The organism is Serpentinimonas raichei (assembly GCF_000828895.1).
GTDB lineage: Bacteria > Pseudomonadota > Gammaproteobacteria > Burkholderiales > Burkholderiaceae_C > Serpentinimonas > Serpentinimonas raichei.
Window position 1 is genome coordinate 1,323,209 of sequence record NZ_AP014568.1, and the last position, 25,729, is coordinate 1,348,937.

A 25,729-nucleotide genomic window follows, 5' to 3' on the forward strand; every position below is an offset into this window, starting at 1 on the left:
TCAAAGCGTCTCGGCCCCGCCCAAGTAGGGCCGCAGCGCCGCCGGAATGCCGATGCGGCCATCAGCCTGCTGGTGGTTTTCCAGCAGCGCGACCAGGGTGCGGCCCACCGCCAGCCCGGAGCCGTTGAGGGTGTGCAGCCACTCGTTTTTGCCTTGCGCGTTTTTGTAGCGCGCTTGCAGGCGCCGCGCCTGGAAGGCTTCGCAGTTGCTCACCGAGCTGATTTCGCGGTAGGTGTTTTGCGCCGGCAGCCAGACTTCGAGGTCGTGCGTGCGCGCCGCGCCAAAACCCATGTCGCCGCTGCACAGCAGCATCACGCGATAGGGCAGCTCCAGCAGTTGCAGTATGGTTTCGGCGTGCTGCGTCATGTCGTGCAGCGTCGCGTTGCTGCGCTCGGGGTGCACGATCTGCACCAGCTCCACTTTGTCGAACTGGTGCTGGCGGATCAGGCCGCGGGTGTCGCGCCCGGCGCTGCCCGCTTCGGAGCGAAAGCACGGGGTGTGGGCGGTGAATTTGAGCGGCAACTCGGCCTCGGGCACGATGCAGTCGCGCACGAAGTTGGTGAGCGTGACTTCGCTGGTGGGGATGAGGTAGAGCGCGCCCTCCTCCTCGCCCTCTTGGCCGCCTTTTTTGACGGCAAACAGATCGGCCTCGAACTTGGGCAACTGGCCGGTGCCGCGCAGCGTGGCGGCGTTGACCACGTAGGGCGTGTAGCACTCGGTGTAGCCGTGGCGCTCGGTCTGCACGTCGAGCATGAACTGGGCCAGCGCCCGGTGCAGCCGCGCCAGCCGGCCCTTGAGCACGGCAAAACGCGCGCCGCTGAGCTTGGCGGCGGTCTCGAAATCGAGCCCCAGCGGCTCGCCGAGCTCGACGTGGTCGCGCGGCGCAAAACCCAGCGCGGCCGGGCTGGCCCGGTAGCCGCCGGCCTCCGCACCCGGCACGCCTGTGCGCGGCGGAGCCCAGCGGCGCAGCTCCACGTTGGCGCTCTCGTCGGCCCCCAGCGGCACCTCGGGCTGCGGCAGGTTCGGCAGGGCCAGCAGCAGGGCTTGCAGCTCGGCCTGAATCTGCTCCAGCCGCGCCGCCGAGCGCTCCAGCGCCACTTTGAGCTGACCCACTTCGGCCATGGCCGCCTCGGCCTGGGCGTGCTGGCCTTGGCCCTTGAGCACGCCGATCTGTTTGGAGCAGCGGTTGCGCCGCGCCTGCAGCTCTTCGGTCTGCACCTGTAGGGCCTTGCGCTCGTGCTCGAGCGCACTGAAAGCGGCCACGTCGAGAAAGGGTTGCGGGTTTTTGCGGGTTTGCAAGCGGGCGACGACGGCGTCGAGGTCTTTGCGCAGGTGCGTGAGGTCTAGCATGGTGGGGCCGATTTTAGGGGTTGTGGGCAGCCCCTAAACCGAGCCTCAATCGGGGCGGATGCCGGTGCGCTGCACCAAGCGCGTGTAGAAATCGAACTCGAATCGGATTTGCTCGGCAAACTGCTCGGGGGTGCTGCCCACGACCGGCGCACCGGCGTCCTCGAGCCGCTGGCGCAGCGCCGGATCGGCCAAAACGCGCACGGTGTCGGAGTGGATGCGCTGCACCACCTCGCCGGGCAGGCCACGCGGGCCAATTAGACCAAAGAACCCCCCGCGGTTGGCGATCGGTAGCCCAACCTCAGCAAAGGTGGGCACTTGGGGCAGCTGGGCCAACCGCTGGGGCGACGCCACGGCCAGCGGAATCAGCCGGCCACCGGGTTGGATATGCGGCATCACCCCAGGCAGGGCATCAAAAATGATCGGCACACGGCCCGCCTTCACGTCAACCAGTGCGGGCGCGGTGCCGCGGTAGGGGATGTGCACCATGAAGATGCGGCTTTCGAGCTCGATCAGCTCGCCCAGCAGGTGCAGCAGGGTGCCGGTGCCGGGGGTGGCGTAGGAGTAACGACCGGGGTGGCGCCGAACTTCGCGCAGAAACGAATCGAAATCGCGCGCCGGGAATGAGGGATGCACCGCCAGCACCAAGGGGATGACGACGAGGTTGATGATGGGCGTGAAGTCGTTGACCGGGTGGTATGGCGTGTTGGGGATGAAGGCCGGATTGGTGGCCAGCGTCGAGACGGCGGACAGGCCCAAGGTGTAACCGTCAGGCGCCGCACGCGCGACCTCGTGGGTTCCGATGGCTCCACCGGCGCCGGTGCGGTTGTCCACCGCCACCGATTGGCCCAGCAGCGCCGCCAAGGGCGTGGCCACAGAGCGCGCCACCATATCGGCCGACCCACCAGGCGTGAACGGAACGATCAGGCGCAGCGAGCGGCTCGGGAAGGCGCGCGCCCAAGCGCGGCCACTGGCGGTGAGCATCGAGGCGAGCCCGGCGGCCCCCATGAGCGTGCGGCGTTGCATGGTTTTGTCTCCTGCATGGCTAAATGGCAAGCCATTGTAGGCAGCAACTTGGCGATTTCAAGGCCAATTTCGGCCGATCGGCATGCGGACTTACCCGCGCAAACCAGCCCCCACCCTGTGGGACGCTCTGCAGGCTCAATCCAGCTTGAGCCCCTTGGGCAGCGGGAACTTGAGGGTCTCGCGCGCGCCGTCTAGGCTGCGCACCGACACCGCCCCGAGCGCCTTGAGCCGCTGCAGCACGCCTTGCACCAGGGTTTCGGGGGCCGAGGCACCGGCGGTCACGCCCACGCGCGCTGCATCGGCAAACCAGTGGTCGCGCAGCTCCGAGGCGTCTTCGACCATGTAGGCGGGCACGCCCAAGCGCTGCGCAAGCTCGCGCAGGCGGTTGGTGTTGGAGCTGCTCGGGCTGCCTACCACCACCACGGCATCGACCAGTGGGCTGAGCAGCTTGACCGCGTCTTGGCGGTTTTGCGTGGCGTAGCAGATGTCTTGCTGCTTGGGCTCGCGCAAGGCCGGGAAGCGTGCGCGCACGGCGGCGGCGATTTCGGCCGCGTCATCGACGCTGAGCGTGGTCTGCGTCACCAGCGCCAGCCGCTCGGTTTGCTGCGGCTGCACCCGCGCCACGTCGGCCAAATCTTCCACCAGATGGATGCCGGCATCGAGCTGGCCCATGGTGCCTTCGACCTCCGGGTGGCCTTTGTGGCCGATCATGATGAACTCGTAGCCTTCTTGGTGCAGCTTGGCCACTTCCACATGCACCTTGCTCACCAGCGGGCAGGTGGCATCGAAGATGCGGAAACCGCGCCGCTCGGCCTCGCGCTGCACCGCCAAGCTGACTCCGTGGGCGCTGAACACCAGCGTGGCACCGGCGGGCACGTCGTCCAGCTCCTCGATGAAGATGGCCCCGCGATCCCTTAGGTCATTGACCACGTGGGTGTTGTGCACGATTTCGTGGCGCACGTAGATCGGGCGGCCAAACTTGGCCAGTGCGCGCTCGACGATTTCGATGGCGCGGTCGACCCCGGCGCAAAAGCCACGCGGCTCGGCCAGCAGCACCTCTTGCACGGCCGCCATCACAGCACCGCGATCAGTTGCACTTCAAAACGCACCGGCTGGCCTGCCAGGGGGTGGTTGAAGTCGATCTGGAGCGCGCCGTCGGGGCGCAGCTGGCAAACGGTGCCAGCATAGTGGCCCAGGCCGTCGGGGGTGGGGAACTGCAGCACATCGCCCACGGCGTGGCCCTGCAGCGGCAGGCCCAAGCGCTGCAGCAGCGTGCGCGCCACCCATTGCACCTTGTCTGGCTGGCGCTCGCCAAAGGCGGCACCGGCGGGCAGCTCGATCACGGCGTGCGCGCCGTCGTGCAAGCCGAGCAGTTGCGCTTCGAGCGCGGGCGAGAGTGCGCCGCTGCCCAGGCTCAGGGTGGCGGGCTGGGCGGCAAAGGTGTCGATCAGGCTGCGCCCGTCGGGCCCCGAGAGGCGGTAATGCAGGGTGAGGAAGGAGTCGGGGGCGACTGGGTTCATGGCGGGGCTGCGCGGCGGCAACAATAGAATAACTTGGCGTATTGTAAAAAACTTGGGAGCCGCCGCTGTGAACACCGCCTCAATGCCCTTGAAGGGCCTGCCCGCCGATGCGCGCCCGCGCGAAAAGCTGCTGCAGCGCGGCCCCGCCGCCCTGAGCGATGCCGAGCTGCTGGCGCTGCTGCTGCGCACCGGCATCCCGGGCAAAAACGTGGTGCAACTGGCGCAGGAGCTGGTGGACCGCTTTGGCGGCGTGGCCGGGCTGCTGCACAGCGGCCCGCAGGACCTGCAAAGCATCAAAGGGCTGGGGCCGGCCAAGCGCGCCGAGCTGCTGGCGGTGGTCGAACTGGCGCGGCGTGCGTTGGCGCAGGGGCTGGCCGAGCGGCCGCTGTTTGATACACCGCAGGCGGTGGCGCAGTACCTGCAACTGCATTTGGGCCACAAGCCGCACGAGGTGTTTGCGCTGTTGTTTCTGGATAGCCAGCACCGGCTGCTGGCCTACGAGGAGCTGTTTCGCGGCACCTTGGGGCAGACCAGCGTCTATCCGCGCGAGGTGGTGCTGCGCGCCCTGCACCACCACGCCGCCGCCGTGGTGCTGGCACACAACCACCCCAGCGGCGCCAGCGAGCCTTCGCGCGCCGACCAGCTCCTGACCGATTCGCTCAAGGCGGCGCTGGCGCTGGTCGATGTGCGGGTGCTGGACCACTTCGTGGTTACGGCAGCGGGCTGCCGCTCGATGGCCGAAATGGGGCTGGTCTAGCGGCCCCCCCGTGCACCCACGTGCATCAGACTTGCGGCACCGCCTCCCCCACCACCTGTTGCGGCTGCGGGGTGCGGATCAGGTAATCAAAAGCGCTCAGCGCCGCTTTGGCCCCTTCGCCGGCCGCAATCACGATCTGCTTGTAGGGCACGGTGGTGCAGTCGCCCGCGGCAAACACGCCGGGTACGCTGGTGTGGCCCCTAGCGTCGATCACGATCTCGCCGTGGGGGCTCAGGGCCAGCGCACCCTTGAGCCATTCGGTATTGGGCACCAGGCCGATCTGCACAAAAATGCCTTCCAGCGCCAGATCGTGCGCGCTGCCGGTGGCGCGGTTGGTGTAGCGCAGACCGTTGACGCGTGCGCCGTCACCCAGCACCTCGGTGGTCTGCGCCTGAGTGATCACGGTTACGTTGGGCAGGCTGCGCAGCTTGGCTTGCAGCACCGCGTCGGCGCGCAGTTCGGCGGCAAATTCGAGCAGCGTCACGTGCTGCACGATGCCGGCCAGGTCGATCGCGGCTTCCACGCCCGAGTTGCCGCCGCCGATCACCGCCGTGCGCTTGCCCTTGAACAGCGGGCCGTCGCAGTGCGGGCAGTAGGCCACGCCTTTGTTTTGGTATTCGCGCTCGCCCGGCACGTTCATGTTGCGCCAGCGCGCTCCGGTGCTCAGCACCACGCTGCGCGCTTTCAGCACCGCGCCACTGGCCAGTTCGATGCCGATCAGGCCACCCGGCTGTGCCGCAGGCAGCAGCCGCACCGCACGCTGCAGGTTCATGATCTGCACCTCGTAGTGGCGCACGTGCGCCTCCAGCGCGGCGGCCAGCTTGGGGCCTTCGGTGTGCAGTTGCGAGGGGTAGTTTTCGATCGCCAGCGTGTCGTTGAGCTGGCCACCCATGCGCTCGGCCAGCAAGCCGGTGCGGATGCCCTTGCGCGCCGCATACACCGCCGCCGCCGCACCGGCCGGTCCACCGCCGATGTTGAGCACATCGAAGGGCTCCAGCGCATCGAGCTGCTGCGCCTGCTTGACCAGAGCACCGGCGTCGAGCTTGGCCAGCACCTCTTCCACGCTCATGCGGCCCGAGCCAAACGCGGCCCCATTCAGATACACCGACGGCACCGCCAGCACATCGCGCTCGTTCACCTCTTGCTGGAACAGCGCGCCGTCGATCACCACCGTCTGCACGCGCGGATTCAGCAGCGCCAGCAGGCTGAGCGCCTGCACCACATCGGGGCAGTTGTGGCAGCTCAGCGACATATAAATCTCAAATCGGTAGTCGCCCGGCAAGGCCTTGATCTGCTCGATCAGGCCGGCTTCGACCTTGGGCGGATGCCCGCCCGCCCACAGCAGCGCCAGCACCAGCGAGGTGAACTCGTGGCCCAGCGGCACGGCGGCAAAACGCAACTGGCCCGGCTGGCCCTGCCCTTGCACGGTAAAGGATGGCACGCGCGCGTCTTGCCCGTCGGTGCGCAACGCGATTTTGTTTGAGAGCGCAGCGATGGTTTCGAGCAACTCGCGCATCTCTAGCGAGGCGCTGGAGCCATCCAGCGCGGCCACCAGCTCGATCGGCTGCTGCAGGCGCTCCAAATAGGCTTGGAGCTGGGCTTTGAGGGTATCGTCGAGCATCTCTGCAATCCTTGGGGTGTGGGCGGGGCCAGCGGGCTTTAGGGGGAGTCGCTTAGATTTTTCCTACCAGTTCCAGCGAGGGGGCCAGGGTTTTGGCGCCTTCGTTCCACTTGGCTGGGCAGACTTGGCCGGGGTTCTTGGCCACGTACTGGGCCGCCTTGAGCTTGCGCAGGGTTTCTTTGACGTCGCGCGCAATGGCGTTGTCGTGGATTTCGGCGGTCTTGATCTGGCCTTCGGGGTTGATGATGAAGGTGCCGCGCAGCGCCAGACCTTCGGCCTCGATGTGCACGCCAAAGGCGCGGGTCAGGGTGTGGGTGGGGTCGGCCACCAGCGGGAACTTGGCTTTGCCCACGGCGGGCGAGGTTTCATGCCACACTTTGTGCGAGAAGTGGGTGTCGGTGGTGACGATATAGACCTCGGCACCGAGTTTTTGGAACTCGGCGTAGTTATCGGCGGCGTCTTCCACTTCGGTTGGGCAGTTGAAGGTGAAGGCGGCCGGCATGAAAATCAGCACCGACCATTCGCCCTTGAGCGTTTCGTCGGACACTTGCACGAACTTGCCGTTGTGGAAAGCCTGGGCTTTGAAAGGCTGGACTGGGGTGTTGATGATCGACATGGAAACTCCTGAAGGGAAGGATTGAGGGTTAACGAGATTGGTGAAAACCCTAGTCATCATAGCCCAGCCGATAGCTGTTGTTTATTGATACTGGCTATCGCGAACATTGATGCACCGCCGCATGGGGCGCTGGTGGGGCGCTGAAGAGCCCCGTTGCGGTCGCCTACTTCATCGTTGGCATGACGAATTCGGGGTCGCGCACGCCGGTGGGCCAGCGCGCGGTCACGGTCTTGAGCCGAGTATAAAAGCGCACCCCGTCGGGGCCGTGCATGTGCAGCGGGCCAAACAGGCTGCGCTTCCAGCCGCCAAAGCTGTGAAACGCCATCGGCACCGGGATCGGCACGTTGATGCCGACCATGCCCGCCTGCACCCGGTGCGCAAACTGGCGCGCCGCGTCGCCATCGCGGGTGAAAATGGCGGTTCCGTTGCCGTATTCGTGCTCATCGACCAGCTTGAGGGCGGCCTCGAAATCGGGCACGCGCAGCAGGCACAGCACCGGGCCAAAAATTTCTTCGCGGTAGATGCGCATCTCGGGGCGGACGCGGTCAAACAGGCAGCCGCCCAGAAAAAACCCATCCTCGTAGCCGGGTACGCGCAAGCTGCGGCCATCGACCAGCAGCTCGGCGCCCTCGGCCACGCCGGAATCCACGTAGGCGCGCACGCGCTCGCGGTGCGCCGCCGTCACCAGCGGGCCGATATCGGGCTCGGCTTGGTTGCCGGGCCCGATGCGCAGCCCCTCGACCAAGGGCCGCAGCTTGGCGATCAGCGCCTCGGCCGTGGCATCGCCCACGCACACCGCCACCGAAATGGCCATGCAGCGCTCGCCCGCCGAACCGTATGCGGCCCCGAGCAGCGCGGCGGCGGCTTGCTCCAGATCGGCGTCGGGCAGGATCACCATGTGGTTCTTGGCCCCGCCCAAGGCCTGCACGCGCTTGCCCAGTGCGCTGCCGCGGGCATAGATGTAATCGGCCACCGGCGTCGAGCCCACGAAGCTGAGCGCCTGCACACGCGGGTCGTCGAGCAGGGCATCGACCGCCACCCGGTCGCCCTGCAGCACGTTGAACACGCCATCGGGTAGGCCAGCATCCTTGAGCAGCCGGGCCAAGATCAGCGGCGCGCTCGGCACGCGCTCGGAGGGCTTGAGCACGAAGGTGTTGCCGCAAGCCAGCGCCACCGGGAACATCCACATCGGCACCATGCAGGGAAAATTGAAAGGCGTAACGCCCGCCACCACCCCCAGCGGCGCGTACTCAGTGTAGGAATCCACCCCGCGGCCGACGTTGATCGAATGCTCGCCCTTGAGCAGGTGCGGCGCGCCACAGGCGAACTCGACCACCTCTAGCCCGCGCGTGAGCTCGCCGTGGGCGTCGGCCAGCACCTTGCCGTGCTCGGCGCTGATGGCGGCGGCGATTTCATCGGCATGGCGCTCCAGCAATTCCTTGAAGCGAAACAACACCCGCGCGCGCTGCAGCGGCGGCGTTTGGCCCCAAGCCGGGAAAGCGGCTTGGGCGGCGGCCACCGCCTGCGCCGCCTCGGCAGCCGTTGCCAGCGGCACTTGGGCCTGCACCCGACCCGTGGCCGGGTCGAACACCTCAGCGTGGCAGCCGCTGCGGCCAGCCAGGCTTTGGCCGTTGATGAAATGGGGGATGTGGCGCTGGGTGCTCATACAAAAAAACGGCGGCCAAATGGGCTTGGGCAGGGCATTCTAGCGCCCCCTTAAAAGCGCCAAACAAAAGCGCTAAACTGCGCAATGGCAAACCCAAAGCGCGCCGTGCGTGCTGTCTGCTCAAACAACTTTAAGGAACCTCCACCATGCAAGGCGACATACAAGTCATCGGCCATCTGCAAGCCCAGCTCAAAAACGAGCTGACCGCCATCAACCAGTATTTCGTGCACTACCGCATGCTCAAACACTGGGGCTTGGACAAGTTGGCGCAAAAAGAGTACCAAGAATCGATCGGCGAGATGAAGCACGCCGACCGCCTGATGGACCGCATTTTCACCCTCGACGGCCTGCCCAATCTGCAAGATTTGGGCAAGCTCAACATCGGTGAGAACGTGCCCGAGATTCTGAGCAGCGACCTGACCTTGGAGCGCACTGCCCAAGCCACCATCAAAGACGGCATCGCCCACTGCGAGAGCGTACGCGACTACGTTTCGCGCGACCTGCTGCTCGAGATTTTGGAAGACACCGAAGAACACATCGACTTTCTGGAAACCCAGATCGACCTGATCGACAAGGTCGGGGCGCAGAACTACCTGCAGAGCATGATGGGCAGCGTCGAATAAAGCCTAGGGGAAGGCTCGACCAAGGCACACCGATCGCCCCCTTTGGCGGGCGATCCGCCCCACCCCATCATGTCCGCCCCTTACCGCATCAGCGCCAGCACCGGGATCGACCAAGGCGATCGCCCGTATCAGCAAGACCAGCTCGGCTTGCTGGCGCATCGCTACATCAAGGGCTGCTTGCTGGGCGTGATTGCCGACGGCATGGGCGGGCTGGCGGGCGGACGCAAGGCGGCGGATCAGGTGCTGTTGACGGCGCAGCAGTTGTTTGATCAATTCGATCCGTCCACCGACGATGGGGCGGCGTTTTTGCTGCGCTTGGCGCAAGAGGCGCACATCGGCATCCGCCTGACGGCCGCCGCCGCCGACTTGGAGCCGCACAGCACCTTGGCCAGTTTTTTGATACTGCCCAGCGGCGACTGCCACTTCGTGCACTCGGGCGATTCGCGTTTGTACCATTTTCGCGGATCGCAGTTGCTGCACCGGAGCAAGGACCATTCGCTGGTTGAAGCGCTGGTCGAACAAGGCCAGCTGAATGAAGAGCAAGCCCGAACCGACCCGCGCAGCAACCTGTTGTTGCATTGCCTAGGCACCCAACAAGCCCCCACCATCGACAGCCACCGCTGTGAACCGCTGCAAGTGGGCGATGTGCTGCTGGCTTGCAGCGACGGCATTTGGCAATGTTTTACAGGCCAAGAGCTAAACACCCTGCTGCAACGCGCCACACCCCGCCAGGCTTGCGAGGAACTGGTGGCGCAGGCGCGACTGCGCGCCTACGGCCATTGCGACAACCTGAGCCTGATCGTGCTCAGGCTCGACCCTCCCGCAGCGCCCCAGTCCTTGCTGCGCCCTACCTAAGCGGCGAAGTGGGGGCGGTTTGGGGCGCGGGTTCGAGCAAATACAAACCGGAGCGGCTTTGTTTGGCGTGGTGCTTGGCACTGGCTGCGGCATTGGCCACGCTCTCGGCGTCGGCATAGCGACCCGGCGCAATCTTGACCACGCCCAAGCTGACGCTGGTGCAAGGGTGAAAGCGCAGTTGGCCGTTGCGGTCTTCGGCGTGTACGCCGCCCGCAATCTGATCGGCTTGGTCGTAGAGCTCGAGCGCCTTGCGGTTGAAGGTTTGCACCGAGCGCTCGAGCCGCTCGTGCCAGTCTGGGCTTTGCAGCAGCAGCACAAAGTCGTCGCCACCCACATGACCGATGAAGTCGCGCCGCGGGTCGCAGACGGCTTGCAGGCACTCGGCTTGCAGGCGAATCACGGCGTCGCCACGCCAGTAGCCGTAGTGGTCGTTAAAGGCCTTGAACTGGTTCAGGTCGGCGTAGCAGGCGATGAAATCCTGCTGGTTGTCGAGCAGGCGCTGGATGTGCAGCGTGATCGGGATGTTGCCGGGCAGGAAAGTGAGCGGGTTGGCGTGCCGCGCCGCCTCGATGCGCGCCTCGGTCACCATGCGCACCAGGTCGGCCCCGGTGCCTAGGCCCCGGTACTGGCCGCCTTCGGTGATGATGAAGCCCTCGCTGAGGTAGCGCTGGTCGGCTGCGGTCAGGATTTCGGTCAGGTTTTCGATTGGGGTGTGGATATCGACCAGCAGGGGGTCGGGGTTGGCGTGCAGGCGACACGGCCTGCCGCCGTAGATGTCGCGAAAGAAAATCTGGAGAAACAAATCCTGCAAGGTCTTGCGGCTGATCAGCCCCACCGGGCGCTCGCCCTCCATCAGGGCCAGCGCGTGCAAGCCCTTGTGCTGCTTGAACAGGCCCGCCACCAGCTCGTGGCTGGCTTGGGCCTCAACCGTGGGGGCTTCGATCAGCAAGGCGCGTGCCGTCAAGCCCCGGTTGCTGACCTGCTTTTGCAGTGGCAAGACGCTGATCTGGCGGCTGCTCAACACCCGCTCGGCATCGGGCAAGGGGACAGTGACCGGATCGGCCTGCGGGCGCCCAAGGTAGAAGCCTTGGGCGTAAGGCAGCCCCAGATCGCGCAAGATTTCGAGCTCATCGGCCGTTTCGATGCCTTCAGCCACCAGCTTGGCGCCAAAGATCTCTGCCAGACGGCTCAGGGCCTGCACGGTTTGCAGCTTGTGGCTGTGTTGGTTGACATCGCGCACGAAGTATTTGTCGATCTTGACGTACTCGGGGTGCAGCTCGGACCACAGGCGCAGGCTGGAGCGCCCGTCGCCAAAATCATCGAGCGCCAGCGCCCCACCGTGGCGCCGCAGGCGCTCGATCACGCTCTGGATGGCGTCGATTTCGACGACCTGCTCGTGCTCGGTGAGTTCGAGCACCAGCGATGAGAGCGACAGCCCGAGGGCCTGCGCGTGGTCGAATAGGCGCACGATCTGCTGGCGTTCGGCGGCCTTGACCAAAACCGAGGCGCTGATGTTGAGAAACAGCCGCCCGACGCGCGCGCTGCGGCTCCAGCACCACAGGGCCCGAAACAGGCATTCGAGCTCGAACTCGAGCGTTAAATTTTCGCTCTGCGCCGAGGCCAGCAGCTCGAGCGGGCCGTTCCACGGGCTGTTGGGGGGCGGTCGCACCAAGGCTTCGTGCGCATAGACCGAAACCCCGGCCAAATCGACGATGGGCTGAAAATGCACCCGCAGCGCCGCGCTGTCGATCAGTTCGCGGATGCTGCAGATTTGCTCCTGCCCAGCCAGCCCAAGGGAATCAGAATGCATGCGCATAAATGGCCCGCCTCACGAATTGAAATTTCAACTTTCAATTGTCAGCGGCCCGCATGACAAGGGGATGAAACCAAGTGCGCTAGCGCACGCGCCGGCGCAGCAAAGCCACAAACACCGCCAATGCCAACAGTGCCATGCCCGTGAACACAAAGAAAGACCAGTTGGCGATCGTCAGGCCCAGAAACCACCAATCCACCTTGGCACAGTCGCCGCTGCCGCTGAACAGCATCGGGATCAGGCGCTCGAGCGGGAAGCTGGCGATCATGCCGTAGAAGTCGCGCCCGCAGGTGACGAACTCGGGCGGGTACCACTGCAACCAGCTCTGGCGCGCGGCGGTAAAGGCGCCAAAACTGGCCATGAGCGCGATGGCGGTCGAGCCCGCCAGATGCACCCCACGCTGCGCGAAGGCCGCAGTGAGCAGCGCCAGCAGCATGACGCCGAGCAAGGCGTAGCGCTGCACCACGCACATCGGGCACGGCTGCAAGCCCACCACGTGCTGCAAATACAGGCCGTAGCCAAACATGCCCACGCACACCAGCGCCAGCAGCAGCAGCCAGCGGCGCGGGTGTTGCCCCAAAGAGTCAAGCCAAGCCATCATGCGCCCTATGGTAGCGCATCAGCTCTCGACGAAGGCGCGCTCGATCACATAGTCGCCTGGCGTACTCGTGTTTCCTTCCACGAACTGGCGCTGTTCCATCATGCGCTTGAGGTCACGCAGCATCTCGGGGCTGCCGCAGATCATGACCCGATCCTGCGCCGGATCCAGCGCCGGCAGGCCCAGGTCGGCGGCCAGCTTGCCGTTATCGATCAGGTCGGTGATGCGGCCGCGGTTTTTGAAGGGCTCGCGCGTCACGGTCGGGTAGTAGCGCAGTTGCGCGCGCACCATCTCGCCCAGAAACTCGTGCTGCGGCAAGTCCACCGTGAGGTATTCGTAGTAGGCCAGTTCCTTGACTTCGCGCACCCCGTGCACCAGCACCACCTGCTCGAACTTCTCGTAGGTGGCCGGGTCGCGCACGATGCTCATCCACGGCGCCAGCCCGGTGCCGGAGCCGAGCAGATACAGGCGCTTGCCCGGCAGCAGGTAGTCGATCAGCAGCGTGCCGGTGGGCTTGCGCCCGACCACGATGGTGTCGCCGGGCACGATGTGCTGCAAGCGGCTGGTGAGCGGGCCGTCGGGCACCTTGATGCTGAGGAACTCCAGGTGCTCCTCGTAATTGGCGCTGGCGATGCTGTAGGCGCGCAGCAAGGGCTTGCCGCCCTCGGTGCGCAGGCCGATCATGGTGAAGTGGCCGTTGGAGAAGCGCAGCGAGGGGTCGCGCGTGGTGGTGAAGCTAAACAGCCGGTCGGTCCAGTGGTGGACGCTCAAGACCCGTTCTTCGTTGAATGCGCTCATGGGGGGATGGGTGCGGGGGGCGGGGGTGTGGGTGCGGCCCAAGCGCGCCGCTGGGGCGCAGGGCCAAAATGGTGGCGGAGTGAGAGGGATTCGAACCCTCGATGCGGCTCTACACCGCATACTCCCTTAGCAGGGGAGCACCTTCGGCCTCTCGGTCATCACTCCAGCGCTTTTGATTATGCCCGAAATCGGCCCGATCTTGAGCAAGCGCCGCGCAAAAGCCTCAGTTCGAGGCCAGGCTGTCGGTGGGCTGATCGAGGTCGAACTCGCGGTGCAAGGCGCGCACCGCCAGCTCCATGTATTTTTCGTCGATCACGACCGAGGTCTTGATCTCGGAGGTGCTGATCATCTGGATGTTGATGCCCTCTTCGCTCAGACTGCGAAACATGCGGCTGGCCACGCCCACATGGCTGCGCATGCCGATGCCGACGATGCTGACCTTGCAGATGCGCGCATCGCCCAGCACCTCGGCCGCGCCCAGTGCGGGCACAACCTGGCTGCGCAGCAGCTCCAGCGTTTTGGGGTAGTCGTTGCGGTGTACGGTGAAGCTGAAGTCGGTCTTGCCTTCTTTGCTGATGTTTTGGATGATGACATCGACTTCGACGTTGGCCGCCGCCACCGCGCCCAGAATCTGGTAGGCGATGCCGGGCCGATCGGGCACGCCGAGCACAGTGATCTTGGCTTCGTCGCGGTTGAAGGCGATGCCGGAGACGACGGCTTGTTCCATGGTTTGCTGTTCCTCAAAAGTGATCAGGGTGCCGGATTGGGCTTCGGTGTTCAGATCGATGTCCCAGGGCGTGAAGCTCGACAACACGCGGATGGGCATGCGGTACTTGCCGGCAAACTCGACCGAGCGGATTTGCAGCACCTTGGAGCCCATGCTGGCCATTTCCAGCATTTCTTCGAAGCTCACGCGCGCCAGGCGGCGCGCCTCGGGCACCACGCGCGGGTCGGTGGTGTAGACACCGTCGACGTCGGTGTAGATCAGGCACTCGTGCGCGCCGATGGCTGCGGCCACCGCCACCGCCGAGGTGTCCGAACCGCCGCGCCCGAGCGTGGTGATGTGGCCGTCGGCATCGACACCCTGAAAGCCGGTGATGACCACCACCTTGCCGGCCGCCAGATCGGCCTGGATGCGGGCCTGGTCTATGGCTTCGATGCGCGCCTTGGTGTAGGCGCTGTTGGTGCGGATCGGCACCTGCCAGCCGCAGTAGCTCACGGCCGCCAGCCCTTCGGCCTGCAAGGCGATGGCCAGCAGTGCCGACGAGGCCTGCTCGCCGGTGGCGGCGAGTTGGTCCAGTTCGCGCTCAGTGGCCGAACTGGCCGCAGCCGGGGCCAGCTCTTTGGCCAGCGCCAGCAGGCGGTTGGTCTCGCCGCTCATGGCGCTGGGCACCACCACCATCTGGTGGCCGGCGCGCTGCCATTTGGCGACGCGTTTGGCGACGTTGCGGATGCGCTCGGTCGAGCCCATGCTGGTGCCGCCGTATTTGTGAACGATGAGTGCCATGAGAGGGGGTGCGATGGGTGTGGTGTGGCCGTACCGTGCAGCCAAGGCTGCCAGCCAGTGAGTCAAAGCCTCAAATTATAAATGGCGGCATGGCAGCATCCGACTCAAGATCCAAGTGCGCACCGCAACGCCGCACCCGCCCCTGCCCCACCTTGATCTCGATTTGGTGGCCCCGGGTGCGACAGGCGGCCACTTGGTGCAGCAGTTGCTGCAGTTGGGCGGCGCTGGCCTGGGTGCCGTGCTGGCTGCGCAGCCAGTGGCGCAGCAGGTTGGCTTGGCGGTCGGGGCTTAAGGCTTGTACGGCGGCGATGGCGGGCGGGTTGCCCACCGCCAGCAAGTCCTGCGCCGCCAGCTCGTCCAGCAGGCGCTGCGCCTGGGCAATCTGGCTGGTGCTGCGCGCCACCGTGCGCAGGCTGGCGGGAAAGTGCTGCAGCAGCGCAGGCAGCAGGTGCGCGCGGATGCGGTTGCGGGTGTAGCGCAAGTCTTGGTTGCTCGGGTCTTGCTGGTAGGGCACGGCTTGGGTGTCGAGCCACTGGCGCAGCGCCGCGCCGTCTTCGTGCAGCCAAGGGCGGCCAAAGCAGACCCCGTGGCGCTGCATGGCCTCGGGCATGGCCGCCAGCCCCGGCAGCCCGGCGCCGCGGCTGAGCGCCAGCAGCAGGGTTTCGATCTGGTCTTGCGCCTGCTGCCCCAGCAGCACCCAAGCCGCGCCGTGGGCTTGGGCCAGCCGCGCCAGCGCCGCGTAGCGGGCTTGGCGCGCCGCCTCTTCCGGGCTTTGGCCGCGCGCGGGCCCAGCTTGCACCCGCTCGATGCGCAGCGGCAGCCCGAGTTGATCGCAGCAGCGCTGCGCGTGCTCGGCAAAGCCTTCGGCCGCCGGCTGCAAACCGTGGTGGATGTGCAAGGCCTGCACCCGGCCGGGCCAGAGCGCGTGCGCCGCCCGCAGCAGCGCGGTGGAATCGGCCCCGCCGCTGTAGGCCACGGCCCAAGGCTGGGGGGCGGCCTGCGCTTGCGTGGGCAAGCCGTGGCGCTGCGCCCAGGCGCGCAGACTGGCCAGTCCGGGGGGTGGTGGAGCCGGGGCCGGGGCCACCACCGCCTCAACCCGCGTGGCTTTCGGCGCGACCGCTGCCGCTGCGGCTGTCGGCCTTGGTGTCGGTGTAGCGGCCAAAGCCGTTGAGGCGGGCGTGGCGCTGCTCCAGCAGCTCTTTGGGCTTGTAGTCGGCCACCTGGCGCAGGGCATCGGTGAGCGCGCGCTTGAGGAACACCGCCATCTGCTTGGGGTCGCGGTGCGCGCCGCCCACCGGCTCGCTGACGATCTTGTCCACCAGCCCGAGCGCCTTCAGACGGTGCGCGGTGATGCCCAGCGCCTCGGCGGCGTCGCTGGCGCGTTCGCTGGTTTTCCACAAGATCGAGGCGCAACCCTCGGGGCTGATGACCGAATAAACCGCGTATTGCAGCATCAGCACCTGATCGGCCACGGCAATGGCCAGCGCGCCGCCGGAGCCGCCTTCGCCGATGATGGTGCTGATGATCGGTACTTCGAGCTGCGCCATCTCGTAGATGTTGCGCCCGATGGCTTCGGACTGGCTGCGCTCCTCGGCATCGATGCCGGGAAAGGCTCCGGGGGTGTCGACAAAGGTGAACACCGGCAGGCGGAACTTCTCGGCCAGCTTCATCAGGCGCAGCGCCTTGCGGTAGCCCTCGGGGCGCGTCATGCCAAAGTTGCGCAGCGTGCGCTCCTTGGTGTCGCGGCCTTTTTGCTGACCCAACACCATGCAGGGCTGGCCGTTGAAGCGCGCCAGCCCGCCCACGATGCTCTGGTCATCGGAAAAGTGGCGGTCGCCGTGCAGCTCGACAAAGTGCGTAAAAATCTCGCGCACGTAGTCGAGCGTGTAGGGGCGCTCGCTGTGGCGGGCGATTTTCGTCACCTGCCACGGCGTCAGGTGGGTGTAGATGTCCTTGGTGAGTTGCAGGCTTTTTTTGCTGAGCTGCTCGATCTCTTGCGAGATATCGACCGCCGATTCGCTCTGCACGTAGCGCAGCTCTTCGATTTTGCTTTCCAGCTCGGCAATCGGTTGCTCGAAGTCGAGGAAACTTTTTTTGGCCAAGATCGGGCTCCTGGGTCGGTGAGGGGAAAAATTAATGCGGGCCGTGAGGCTCAGCGCGTACGCGGGCGGTCAATACGCCACCGGCAGCGGGTCCAGCGAGCGCCAAATATACCAAGTCGCCACGCTGCAATAGGGGCCCCAGGGGGCGGCGACTTCGCGCGCGTCGCTGCGGCTGACCGGCTCGCCCGAAAAATAACTCTGGCTGATGCCCCGGATCAGGCCCACGTCGTCGAGCGGCAACACGTTGGGGCGCAGCAGGTGAAAAATCAGGAACATCTCGGCGGTCCAGCGCCCGATGCCGCGAATCGCCACCAGTTGCTTCACGATGGCCTCGTCGTCCATGCCCGGCCAGTCTTCGGGGCGCATCTGGCCGCTGTCGAAGTGCAAGGCCAAATCAACCAGATACTCGACCTTGCGCGCGCTCAGACCGGCGGCGCGCATCTCATCCACGCGCAGCCGCAGCAAGGCGGCGGGCTCGAATTGGGGCAGCAGCTTTTCGAAACGCTGCCACACGGCTTGCGCCGCCACCACCGAAATCTGCTGCCCGATCACGCTGCGCACCAGGGTGACGAAGGGGTCGCCGTGCGACTGCAAGCCCGTGTGCGGCGTGTGGGGGATGAGCTTGCATAACACCCGGTCGCGCTCGCTCAGGTGGGTACAGGCCTCGGCCCAGTAGGGTGGCACCCGACAGAATGACACCGAGCCGGGCGGCGGGATGCTGCCGGGCACCGCTGCGGCCGCAGGGCAAACGACGGCTGCGGCTGCGGCTGCGGCTGCGGCGGCTACGGCCTTGGGCACGCGAACGGCTCCCATCAGGCGCGCACCCAAGTCGTGCCCTGGGCGCTGTCTTGCAGCAGCACGCCCTGGGCCTGCAACTGCTGGCGAATGCGGTCGGCCAGGGCAAAGTCGCGCGCGGCCTTGGCGGCGCTGCGCTCGGCGATCAGGGCCTCGATGGCGCTGACCGTCAAACCTTGAGCGGACGCAGCCGCACCCACGCCGCCTTGCAAAAAGGCCTGCGGCTCTTGTTGCAGCAAGCCCAAAATGCCGCCCAGCGCCCTGAGCAGCGCGGCCAAGGCGGGGCTGCGGCTGCGGTTGACTTCGGTCGCCAGCTCGAACAACAGCGCCACCGCTTCCGGGGTGCCAAAGTCATCGTCCAGCGCCGCCTTGAAGCGCGCCGCGTGCGGCTCGGCCCAGTCGATGGCGGCATAGGGGGCCGCCGGGGGCAGCGGCACCGCCGCCAGCGCGGTGTAGAGGCGCCGCAGGGCGGCACGGGCGTCGTCGAGGTGCGCGTCGGAGTAGTTGAGCGCGCTGCGGTAGTGCGCACGCAAAATGAAGAAGCGCAGCGTTTCGGCCTCGTAGCGTTGCAACACCTCGCGGATGGTAAAAAAATTGCCCAGGCTCTTGGACATTTTTTCCTCATCGACGCGCACGAAACCGTTGTGCATCCAGACCGTGGCCAGCGGCTGGCCGCTGGCGCCTTCGCTCTGGGCGATTTCGTTTTCGTGGTGCGGAAACTGCAAATCGGCCCCGCCGCCGTGGATGTCGAAGGGCTCGCCCAGCAGGGCGCAGCTCATGGCCGAGCACTCGATGTGCCAGCCCGGCCGCCCGGCCCCGTAAGGGCTGGGCCACTGCGCTTCGGTGGGCTCATCGGGCTTGGCCGCTTTCCAGAGCACGAAGTCGAGCGGGTCGCGCTTGTCGTCTGCCACCGCCACGCGCTGGCCGGCGCGCAGCTCGTCCAGGCTCTTGCCCGAGAGCTTGCCGTAGCCGGCAAAGGCGCGCACGGCAAAGTTCACGTCGCCGTCGGCGGCGCGGTAGGCCAGCCCCTTGCTTTCCAGCCGCTCGATCAGGGCCAGCATCTGCGGCACGTAGTCGGTGGCGCGCGGTTCGTGGGTCGGGCGCTCGATGCCCAGCGCGTCGGCGTCTTGGTGCAGCGCCTCGACCATGCGCTCGGTCAGGGCGCGGATGGTCTCGCCGTTGCGCAGCGCGCGGGCGATGATCTTGTCGTCGATGTCGGTCACGTTGCGCACGTAGCTGACGCGGTAGCCGCTGGCCTTGAGCCAGCGCTGCACCACGTCGAAAGCCAGCATGGAGCGCGCGTGCCCGAGGTGGCAGAGGTCATAGACGGTCATGCCGCAGACGTAGAGGCGCACATGGCCGGGCTGCAGCGGCGAGAAGGTTTCGGTGCGGCGCGTGAGCGTGTTGTAGATGCGCAGGGTCATGGGTTGGGGGCGGAGCGGGCAAGGGCGGGCGTGGTTTGGGGCACCGCAGATACAATCGGGCAAGTATATCGGCGCCGCCCCTGCGGCCACCGATTCCCGCATTCGAGCCCCAGCCCTGCCCGTTCACATGCCCTTTGCCCTTCCTGACCGCCCTTGGCGGCCGTTGCATCCGCCCCACGCCTGGCGCCTGTTGGCGGCCGCCCTGCTGGCGCTGCTGCTCGGGCTGGGCAGCGCACCCGCCTCGGCCCAAGATGCCCCCTACGACGCGGTGCAGCGCCAGACCCAGGCCGGTGACTGGGCCGCCGCGCTGGCGCAGGCCGACGCCTGGCTGGCGCAGCACCCGGCCGATGCGCAAATGCGTTTTTTGCGCGCCGTAGCGTTGCAACGCCAAGGCCAGACCGAGGCCGCCCAAGCCGCCTTCACCGCCCTGACGCAAGAGCACCCGGAACTGCCCGAGCCGCACAACAACCTGGCGGTGCTGCACGCCGCTGCCGGTCGCTTGGCCGAAGCGCAACAGGCGCTCGAACAGGCGCTGCGCCTGCACCCGCACTACGCCATCGCGTGGCGCAACCTGGGCGATGTGCAGTTGCAGCGCGCGGCCGAGTCCTACCGCCGCGCCCTGCAGCACGCCCCGCACGCGGCTGGCCTGGCGCAGCGCCTGCAGACCGTCGAAGCCTTGCTGGCCCCGGCTGCGGCGCGCTAAAACACAGCGCACCAGCCCCACACCAGCCCCCATACCCATAGGTCCACACCATGCAACGCCGCCAACTCGCCCCCCTGCTGCTCGGCTCCGTCGCGCTGACCAGCGCCCTCTGGCTGGGCAGCGCCCATGCCCAGGCCCCTGCTGCCGCTCCCGCTGCGGCACCGGCCCCTGCCAGCGCCCCGCGCGTCACGCTGCAAACCAATCTGGGCACCATGGTGCTCGAACTCGACCCGGTGCGCGCACCGCTGACGGTGCAAAACTTCCTGCGCTACGTGCGCGAAGGCCATTACAACGGCACCGTGTTTCACCGCGTCATCCCCGGCTTCATGATCCAGGGCGGCGGTTTCACGGCCGACATGCAGCAAAAGCCCACCCGGCCCCCGATTGCGCTGGAGTCGCGCAACGGCCTGAGCAATTTGCGCGGCACGGTGGCCATGGCGCGCACCTCGGTGCCCGATTCGGCCACGGCCCAGTTCTTCATCAACACCGTGGACAACCCCTGGCTGGACCAACCGCGCTCGCCAGACGGGCACGGCTACGCGGTGTTTGGCCGCGTCGTCACGGGCCTGGACGTACTCGACCGCATCCGCGCCGTGCCCACCGGCCGCCAAGGCCCGCACAGCAACGTGCCACTGCAACCCGTCACCATCCTCAACGCCACTTTGGAGCAATAACCCCATGGCCAACCCGCAAGTTGAACTGCACATCGCCGGACGCGGCGTCATCACGATCGAGCTCGACGCCGAAAAAGCGCCCATATCGGCTGCCAACTTTCTCGCCTACGTGCGCAGCGGCCACTACGACGGCACCGTGTTTCACCGCGTGATCGACGGTTTCATGATCCAAGGCGGTGGTTTTGCCGTGGGCATGACGCAAAAACCCACCCTCGACACGATCGAAAACGAGGCCAACAACGGCCTGAAAAACAAGCGCTACACGCTGGCCATGGCGCGCACCTCGGCCCCGCATTCGGCCTCGGCGCAGTTCTTCATCAACGTGGCCGACAATGGCTTTCTCGACCACACCGCGCCCACGGCGCAAGGCTGGGGTTATGCCGTATTTGGCAAGGTCATCGCTGGCACCGAGGTGGTGGATGCCATCCGCAGCGTAAAAACCGGGCGCAAGGGCTTTCACGACGACGTGCCGCAGGACGATGTGGTGCTGGAAAAAGCCGTGGAGCTGCAAGCCAGCGCAGCCTAAAGCGGTCTGTTGAAGCGGGGGGTCTGCCAATGCAAAGCCGCACTGCGTTGCGCCCCGTTCTTTGCCTCCCCTGATACGCTCAACCCTGCGACCATGAACCAAGCCACCGTGCCCACGGCGCACCCGCAAGCCCTGCCCGAACCCGACCTCGTCTGCTCCGCCCCGGGCTGGGAGCGGGTCGAGTTCATCTCTGACCTGCACCTGCGCCCCGAAGACCCCGCCACCGTGTCGGCTTGGCTGCGCTACCTGGAGCACGGCCGCTTCGACGCCCTGTTCATACTGGGCGACCTGTTCGAGCTCTGGTTTGGCGACGACATGCTGCAGCGCCCGCCCGAAGCTCCCGGCAGCGAGCTGTTGCAGCGCAGCATCCAGGCGCTGCAAAGCGCCAGTGCGCGCGCCCCGGTCTATCTGATGCACGGCAACCGCGACTTTCTGCTCGGCAGCGCCTTTGCCCAGCACAGCGGCGTGCGCCTGATCAGCGACCCCTGCGTACTCGAATTCGCCGGGCAGCGCTGGCTGCTCAGCCACGGCGACGCCTGGTGCCTAGAAGACCGCAGCTACCAGACCTTTCGCCAGATGGTGCGCGCCCCGGCCTGGCAGCAGGGCTTTCTGGCGCGCCCGCTGCCCGAGCGCGAGGCGCTGGCGCGCATGGCGCGCCACGCCAGCGAAAGCCAAAGAAGCGCCGGCAACACCGCAGCGACCAGCGCGCCCGACGCCCCCGACTACGGCGACGTGGATGCCGCCACCGCCTGCCAGTGGCTGCGCGCCACCGGCTGCCAGACCCTGATCCACGGCCACACGCACCGCCCCGGCCAGCACGATCTGGGCGCTGGCTTGCAGCGCCTAGTGCTGAGCGACTGGTGCGGCCTGAGCCAGCCACCGCGGCGCGAGGTGCTGCGGCTCGATCGCCAAGGCCAGGTCCACCGCCTCAGCCCCGAGCAAGCGGCCGCGCCCACACCCGCCGCGCAGGCCCCCGTGCCAGCGGCATGAGCCCGGCCCCGCGCTGGCTGCGCGTGCTGCGCCACAGCCGCTGGGTCCGCACACTCACACGTTGGTTGGGCGGTGCGCCACCCATTCCATCTGGCCTGTGGCGGCGTGTATTGCAAGCACAGCCCTTCCTGCAGCACCTCGAGCCGGCGCAACGGGAGCGCTTGCAGCTTTTGTGCCGCCATTTTCTGGCGCAAAAAACCTTTAGCGGCGCCAACGGCCTGCAGATCAACGACGAAATGGCGCTGCAGATTGCCACCCAAGCCTGCCTGCCCTGGATCCACTGGGGGCTGGCGGGGCTGGACTGGTACCGGGGTTTTGCCGGCATCGTGGTGCATCCGGATGAAGTCTGGGCGCAGCGTGAAGAAACCGACGCAGCCGGCGTGGTGCACCGCTGGCGCGAGGCGCTGGCCGGCGAAGCCATGCACGGCGGGCCGCTGATGCTGGCCTGGTCGCACGTGCGCGCCGCCAACGACAAGGTTCAGCACGGCCACAACCTGGTGATCCACGAATTCGCGCACCAGATCGACATGCGCCACAAATCGCGCCACCAGGCCGCCGACGGCTGCCCGCAGTTGCCGCGTGGCTTTCTGGGGCTGGAGCCGCGCGCCGCCGCGCAGCACTGGCAACAGGTCTGGAGCCAGCAATACCGCCACTTTGTGCGCCAGGTGCAAATGGCCGAGCGCTTCGGTGCCCACCTGCCCTGGCTCGACGCCTACGGCGCCACCGATGCGGCCGAGTTCTTCGCCGTCGCCTGCGAGGCCTATACGGTGCAGCGGGCGCGCTTCGGGGCCGAATTCCCGGCTTTGTTGCCGCTGCTCGATGCTTTTTTTCGGCATCCGGCGGCGGCGGGGTTGGCGCCACCAGCCCGCGCTTGCGCCTAGGCTTTCAGGACACCGGTAGCGGCGGCCTAGGGCACGCGCGGCTCAGCCCTCCCGGTGCCGGGGGGCAGATCCCGGGCTCAACGCCGCAGCAGCACCTTGAGCACCGCCTGCAAGCGCTCGGCGGCGGCGGCATCAAAGGGGCTGGCCAGCACCTGGGCCACGTCTTGGGCCCAGGTTTGCGCCGGGGCCGGGTCGTGGCGGCGCGTGAGCAGTTGCAGTTGCAGGGCGCGTCGCGCTTCGAGGTGCGCGGCCGGGGTGGGCAGTTCGGCCGCCATTTCGAGCCGCAGCAGGTGCGTGCTGCGCGCGGCCTCGGCTGCGGGTGCGGGGGCTTTGCCCAAGGCGCTGGCCCAAGCAGAGCGCGCCGCAGCCGCCGCCTTGCCGCCCAAGGCTTGGGCGCTGGGCACGGCCTCGGGGTTGCGCTGCTGCCAAGCGCCGAGCAAGCCCATCAACGCTTCGCCGTGGGCCTGGGTGGCGAGTTTTTTGAGTGCCAGCTCGGCCTGCTCCAGCGCCTGGCGCTGGGCCCGGAACGCGGCATCGCCCAAGCGCGGGCCGCGCTCTTCGCGCTCGCTGCGCCAGTCTGGGCGCTCGCCGCCGCGCTCGCCGCCGCGTTGTGGGCGCGCATCGCCGAAGCCGCCATCGCGTGGGCGGCGGTCGTCGCGGCCCGCACCCGGGCGGCCGGATTGCGGCTGCGCCCGCGCCATGCCGGGCCGGTCGTCGCCTCGCATGGCCACCAGCTTGCGTGGGGCGGCGGCGGCCGCAGCTGGGGCTGCTGGGGCTTTGCCCGCGGCCTCGGAGGGTGTGGCGGTGGTATCGGGTTCGGTGATGCTGGTGACCGAGTCGGCGTTCGAATCCGGGTTGGCTCCAGCGTCCGCACTGGCTTCGGAACTGGCTTCGGCCACGGCAGCATCTGGCGCAGCAGCATCTGGCTTGGCCGCCTTGGGCGGCACGGCAGGCGGGGTTTGCCCGCGCAAACAGGCTTGCAGGGCCTCGCTGGCGGCGCGGATGCGCTGCGCATCGCCCGCCGCACAGGCGGCTTCCAGTGCCTGCGCGGCTTGCAGCACCGCCTGATCGTGGGCGCCCAGCGAGGCGGAAACCTGCTCGCGCTCGGCCGTCTTGCGCTCAAAAGCGGCGTCGATGGGCTGGCGAAACGCCTCCCAGAGTTTTTGTTCCAGGCGCCGATCCAGCGGCACCGCTTGCGCTTCCTGTTGCCAGCGCTGTTGCAAGGCCTTCACGGCGTCGATGCGCAGCGGCACCACTTGAGCCAGGGCCTGCGCCTCGGCAATCAAGGCCTGACGGCGCTGCACGCTCTGATCTTGCGCCGCTTCTAGGCGCGCATGGGCTTGGCTGATGGCCGCTTTCCAGAGCGGTTGCAGCTCGGCAAACAGCTTTTCGCTCAGGTGGCCGCTCTGGCGCCAGCGCTCGGCATAGGCATGCAGGTCGCGCAGTTGCAGCTTCCAGTCGGTGTGGGTGGCATGCGCCGCCGCCCAAGCCTGCACTTCTTCGATCAGCGCCAGGCGCTGGGCCCGGCTGGCCTGGTTTTGCTGCTTGAGTTGCTCCAGCCACGCTTCAACCTGTTTGTGCGCCTCGTTGCAGGCTTCGTCGAATTTTTTCCAAAGGGCTTGGTTGGGTGCCCCCCCTTGATCGGTGGCTTTCCATTGTTCGCGCAACTGGCGCAGCGCCTCTTGCACCTTGCGCCCACCCAAACGCTGCCCCTCAGGGGCGAGGTTGAGCGCCACCGCCTTGGCCAGCAGTTCTTCGCGCAACTGGTCGGCGCGCCAGCGTTGCCAGCCTTCGAGTTCGCTGCTGCTGACCAGCGCCGCCTGGGCCTCGGCCTCGAGGGCGGGCGGGATGTGGCGAGCATGGTCTTTGAGCAGCTGGCGCAAAGCAGCGGCAGCCTTGGGTGCCGTTTTGCTGTGCCCTTGTGCCAACTCTTGCTGCAACGCGGCCACAGCCGCAGCCACAGCCAAGCTGGCCTGTTGCTGCCGACCCGATTGCTCGAGCGCATCGACGGCAGGTGGCGTGGCCTCACCCCGCAGGGCGCGCAATTCGTCGGCCCAAACCGGTACCGCTGGCAGGGCCACCTGCGCGTCGCTTGCAGCGGCCAGGGCTTGAGCGAGCGCGGCGTCAAAGGCTTCCCAGACCAGGTGCAACTGGTTGCGCGAGGTGTCGAGCTGCAAGGCGTATTTGGGTTCGAGGCTTTCCCAGACCGGGTCGGCTGACAGCCCGCTGGCATGATGGGTCCAGGCCGCCACGTCGGTGCGCAAGGGCTCGCGCTGGGCCTGCGCCTCGGCCAGTGCCTTGGTCGAGAGCAACTCGATGCGCTGCGCCAGCATGACGGCGGCTTCGCGCTGCACCTGCACCTGGTGCTGCAGGTCTTCGAGCGCTTTCATGCGCTCACTCAAAGCCAGCCGCAAGCCCGCCAGCGGCTCGCGCGACAGCGGCGCCCCGGCCTTGGCGGCATCGCGCTGCCAGCCCATGGCGTCGGCCAGATTCAGGCGCGGCTGGGCCAGCAGGGCCTTGGCCTTGGCCGCCCACTCTTCGGCAATGGCATCTTGCGCCTTGGTGCGCTTGAGCTCGTCGAGTTTGTCCTTGAGCGCTTTGGCCGCCCCTTTGTCGCGGTGCGAGAATTCGCGAAAAACCTCGGTCATTTGTTCGAGGCTGGGCTCGCTGGCCAGCCATTCGCGCAAGCGGGCGGCGCGCTCGCCAGAGGTCGGCGCCTTGAAGGCGCCTCCGGTCAGGGCGTCGAGTTGCGACAGATCGGCGGTGGGTTGGGCGGACTTGACAGAGGCGTTCACGGCTTCGGGGGTAGGCAAGGCAACCCGGCTCCCATAGGAGGCAAACGGGTACATCGGGTTGATCGGGATGAATAAAAATCAGCTGCCTATTG

24 protein-coding genes and 1 tRNA gene are annotated in these 25,729 nt (G+C 67.0%); 8 read left to right on the forward strand and 17 right to left on the reverse strand.

Annotated features, from left to right (window positions below; translation table 11 throughout):
- From serS to SRAA_RS06205, 4 genes are all read right to left on the reverse strand, one after another.
- Positions 1–1,350 (reverse strand): serine--tRNA ligase, encoded by a 1,350-nt coding sequence (gene serS / locus SRAA_RS06190; protein WP_045531503.1) that lies wholly within the window; start codon positions 1,348–1,350, stop codon positions 1–3.
- A gap of 45 nt (positions 1,351–1,395) precedes the next feature.
- Entirely contained in the window at positions 1,396–2,373 is a 978-nt protein-coding gene (locus tag SRAA_RS06195; protein ID WP_045531505.1) for a Bug family tripartite tricarboxylate transporter substrate binding protein, read from the reverse strand.
- Positions 2,374–2,508: 135 nt separating this feature from the next.
- Positions 2,509–3,447 carry a 4-hydroxy-3-methylbut-2-enyl diphosphate reductase gene (gene ispH, locus SRAA_RS06200; protein WP_045531506.1) on the reverse strand — a complete coding sequence of 313 codons (939 nt, stop codon included), beginning with the start codon at positions 3,445–3,447 and terminating at the stop codon, positions 2,509–2,511.
- The gene (locus tag SRAA_RS06205; RefSeq protein WP_045533407.1) at positions 3,447–3,893 is read right to left on the reverse strand and encodes an FKBP-type peptidyl-prolyl cis-trans isomerase; all 447 of its coding nucleotides are present in this window, start codon (positions 3,891–3,893) and stop codon (positions 3,447–3,449) included. The genes ispH and SRAA_RS06205 overlap by 1 nt, the downstream gene beginning before the upstream one ends.
- An 82-nt stretch (positions 3,894–3,975) precedes the next feature.
- On the opposite strand from SRAA_RS06205, the gene radC reads away from it, so the two are divergent.
- Positions 3,976–4,650: a RadC family protein gene (gene radC, locus SRAA_RS06210; RefSeq protein WP_045531507.1), complete on the forward strand. Its 675-nt coding sequence runs from the start codon at positions 3,976–3,978 to the stop codon at positions 4,648–4,650.
- Between the two features lie 25 nt (positions 4,651–4,675).
- Here the strand turns inward: radC and ahpF are convergent, their stop codons facing one another.
- From ahpF to SRAA_RS06225, 3 genes are all read right to left on the reverse strand, one after another.
- On the reverse strand, positions 4,676–6,271 hold the full coding sequence (gene ahpF / locus SRAA_RS06215) for an alkyl hydroperoxide reductase subunit F (RefSeq protein ID WP_045531509.1): 1,596 nt from the start codon (positions 6,269–6,271) through the stop codon (positions 4,676–4,678).
- Between the two features lie 52 nt (positions 6,272–6,323).
- Positions 6,324–6,887, reverse strand: a complete 564-nt coding sequence (ahpC, locus tag SRAA_RS06220) for an alkyl hydroperoxide reductase subunit C (protein WP_029463154.1) — start codon at positions 6,885–6,887, stop codon at positions 6,324–6,326.
- A gap of 163 nt (positions 6,888–7,050) precedes the next feature.
- Positions 7,051–8,553 carry a CoA-acylating methylmalonate-semialdehyde dehydrogenase gene (locus SRAA_RS06225; protein WP_045531511.1) on the reverse strand — a complete coding sequence of 501 codons (1,503 nt, stop codon included), beginning with the start codon at positions 8,551–8,553 and terminating at the stop codon, positions 7,051–7,053.
- A 146-nt stretch (positions 8,554–8,699) separates the two neighbouring features.
- Between SRAA_RS06225 and bfr the strand changes: the two genes are divergently transcribed.
- Both bfr and SRAA_RS06235 read left to right on the forward strand, forming a co-directional pair.
- Positions 8,700–9,176 (forward strand): bacterioferritin, encoded by a 477-nt coding sequence (gene bfr / locus SRAA_RS06230; RefSeq protein WP_045531512.1) that lies wholly within the window; start codon positions 8,700–8,702, stop codon positions 9,174–9,176.
- 69 nt (positions 9,177–9,245) lie between these two features.
- On the forward strand, positions 9,246–10,031 hold the full coding sequence (locus tag SRAA_RS06235) for a PP2C family protein-serine/threonine phosphatase (RefSeq protein WP_045531513.1): 786 nt from the start codon (positions 9,246–9,248) through the stop codon (positions 10,029–10,031).
- On the opposite strand, the gene SRAA_RS06240 is transcribed toward SRAA_RS06235, so the two are convergent.
- The 9 genes from SRAA_RS06240 to cysS all read right to left on the reverse strand — a co-directional run bounded on the left by SRAA_RS06240 (position 10,024) and on the right by cysS (position 19,068).
- The gene (locus SRAA_RS06240) at positions 10,024–11,841 is read right to left on the reverse strand and encodes an EAL domain-containing protein (RefSeq protein WP_045533409.1); all 1,818 of its coding nucleotides are present in this window, start codon (positions 11,839–11,841) and stop codon (positions 10,024–10,026) included. The genes SRAA_RS06235 and SRAA_RS06240 overlap by 8 nt on opposite strands.
- A gap of 85 nt (positions 11,842–11,926) precedes the next feature.
- Positions 11,927–12,445, reverse strand: coding sequence for a disulfide bond formation protein B (locus tag SRAA_RS06245; RefSeq protein WP_082039944.1), 519 nt, complete (start codon positions 12,443–12,445; stop codon positions 11,927–11,929).
- Positions 12,446–12,463: 18 nt separating this feature from the next.
- On the reverse strand, positions 12,464–13,240 hold the full coding sequence (locus SRAA_RS06250; RefSeq protein ID WP_045533413.1) for a ferredoxin--NADP reductase: 777 nt from the start codon (positions 13,238–13,240) through the stop codon (positions 12,464–12,466).
- Between the two features lie 72 nt (positions 13,241–13,312).
- Positions 13,313–13,405 (reverse strand) — tRNA-Ser (locus SRAA_RS06255).
- A 58-nt stretch (positions 13,406–13,463) separates the two neighbouring features.
- Complete coding sequence (locus SRAA_RS06260) at positions 13,464–14,747, reverse strand: aspartate kinase (RefSeq protein ID WP_045531515.1); 1,284 nt, start codon at positions 14,745–14,747, stop codon at positions 13,464–13,466.
- Positions 14,748–14,817: 70 nt separating this feature from the next.
- Positions 14,818–15,762, reverse strand: a complete 945-nt coding sequence (gene tilS, locus SRAA_RS06265; RefSeq protein WP_045533415.1) for a tRNA lysidine(34) synthetase TilS — start codon at positions 15,760–15,762, stop codon at positions 14,818–14,820.
- A gap of 76 nt (positions 15,763–15,838) precedes the next feature.
- Positions 15,839–16,849, reverse strand: coding sequence for an acetyl-CoA carboxylase carboxyltransferase subunit alpha (locus SRAA_RS06270; RefSeq protein WP_045531516.1), 1,011 nt, complete (start codon positions 16,847–16,849; stop codon positions 15,839–15,841).
- Between the two features lie 69 nt (positions 16,850–16,918).
- Positions 16,919–17,662 carry a DNA-3-methyladenine glycosylase family protein gene (locus tag SRAA_RS06275; protein WP_082040090.1) on the reverse strand — a complete coding sequence of 248 codons (744 nt, stop codon included), beginning with the start codon at positions 17,660–17,662 and terminating at the stop codon, positions 16,919–16,921.
- Positions 17,662–19,068: a cysteine--tRNA ligase gene (gene cysS / locus SRAA_RS06280; protein WP_045531518.1), complete on the reverse strand. Its 1,407-nt coding sequence runs from the start codon at positions 19,066–19,068 to the stop codon at positions 17,662–17,664. Before cysS ends, SRAA_RS06275 begins: the two co-directional genes overlap by 1 nt.
- Before the next feature lie 127 nt (positions 19,069–19,195).
- Between cysS and SRAA_RS06285 the strand changes: the two genes are divergently transcribed.
- From SRAA_RS06285 to SRAA_RS06305, 5 genes are all read left to right on the forward strand, one after another.
- Positions 19,196–19,771: a tetratricopeptide repeat protein gene (locus SRAA_RS06285; protein WP_171820227.1), complete on the forward strand. Its 576-nt coding sequence runs from the start codon at positions 19,196–19,198 to the stop codon at positions 19,769–19,771.
- 50 nt (positions 19,772–19,821) lie between these two features.
- On the forward strand, positions 19,822–20,445 hold the full coding sequence (locus tag SRAA_RS06290) for a peptidylprolyl isomerase (protein WP_082039947.1): 624 nt from the start codon (positions 19,822–19,824) through the stop codon (positions 20,443–20,445).
- A gap of 4 nt (positions 20,446–20,449) precedes the next feature.
- Positions 20,450–20,971, forward strand: a complete 522-nt coding sequence (locus tag SRAA_RS06295) for a peptidylprolyl isomerase (RefSeq protein ID WP_045531520.1) — start codon at positions 20,450–20,452, stop codon at positions 20,969–20,971.
- Between the two features lie 93 nt (positions 20,972–21,064).
- Positions 21,065–21,961: a UDP-2,3-diacylglucosamine diphosphatase gene (locus SRAA_RS06300; protein WP_045531522.1), complete on the forward strand. Its 897-nt coding sequence runs from the start codon at positions 21,065–21,067 to the stop codon at positions 21,959–21,961.
- Positions 21,958–22,842 (forward strand): M90 family metallopeptidase, encoded by an 885-nt coding sequence (locus tag SRAA_RS06305; RefSeq protein ID WP_082039948.1) that lies wholly within the window; start codon positions 21,958–21,960, stop codon positions 22,840–22,842. The genes SRAA_RS06300 and SRAA_RS06305 overlap by 4 nt, the downstream gene beginning before the upstream one ends.
- Positions 22,843–22,919: 77 nt before the next feature.
- On the opposite strand, the gene SRAA_RS06310 is transcribed toward SRAA_RS06305, so the two are convergent.
- Positions 22,920–25,691, reverse strand: coding sequence for a DUF349 domain-containing protein (locus SRAA_RS06310; protein ID WP_045531524.1), 2,772 nt, complete (start codon positions 25,689–25,691; stop codon positions 22,920–22,922).
- Positions 25,692–25,729 lie beyond the last annotated feature (38 nt).